Genomic DNA, 709 nt, shown 5'->3' on the forward strand with positions numbered 1-709 from the left:
ATCTATCTGCATATTGGCAAAGGTATTCAGAAGGCTGAAAGGATTATACATCCCCGGTGACTTAAAGCTGAAATGATAGCCGTCATAATTCAGTTTCAGGCGTGCGCAGATTTCCTCATAACCTGTTCCAAGTTTCTCGGCCAAAGTGTGAATATCATCGTCGAAGTATCTGTGAAGCTCCTCCTCTGTTATACCGCATATATCGGAAAAACGGTTTATCATGGAGATATCCATCAGATTGTTCAAATCGCTGAACACACTTACTTTTCCAAATTTTGTAACTCCTGTTAGCATGGCAAACTGTATGTATCCGTCGCAAGACTTCAAGGCTCCATAGAAAGCTTTCAGGGTGTTACGGTATTCAGTCTGGAGTTCAGGATCGCCTATGGCCTGAAGCATAGGCTTGTCGTATTCGTCTATGAGAATGACAGTGTTATGTCCGGTCTTTTCGGCTGCTCTGCGGATTATTCCCTGAAAACGTAAAGACAGACTCGTTTCACTTTCCCTACTACCATAAATATCCTCCCATCTGCATAAAGCATCATTCAGAATACCTTCAAGCCTTTCTACACTGTCATATTTTTGCGTATTAAGGTCAAGATGCAGCACAGGATACTCTATCCACTCCTTCTCCAGTTTATCCATTTCCAGCCCGGCAAAAAGTTCACGCTTGCCTGAGAAATACGCTTCGAGAGTAGATATAAGAAGA

1 protein-coding gene is annotated in these 709 nt (G+C 42.6%); it reads right to left on the reverse strand.

The genetic code is table 11. From position 1 onward, the window contains the following. On the reverse strand, nucleotides 1-709 hold a 709-nt coding region (locus H6A27_RS14465; RefSeq protein WP_204509194.1), incomplete at both ends, for an ATP-binding protein.

The organism is Bacteroides caecigallinarum, assembly GCF_016902295.1.
Classification (GTDB): Bacteria; Bacteroidota; Bacteroidia; order Bacteroidales; family Bacteroidaceae; genus Phocaeicola; species Phocaeicola caecigallinarum_A.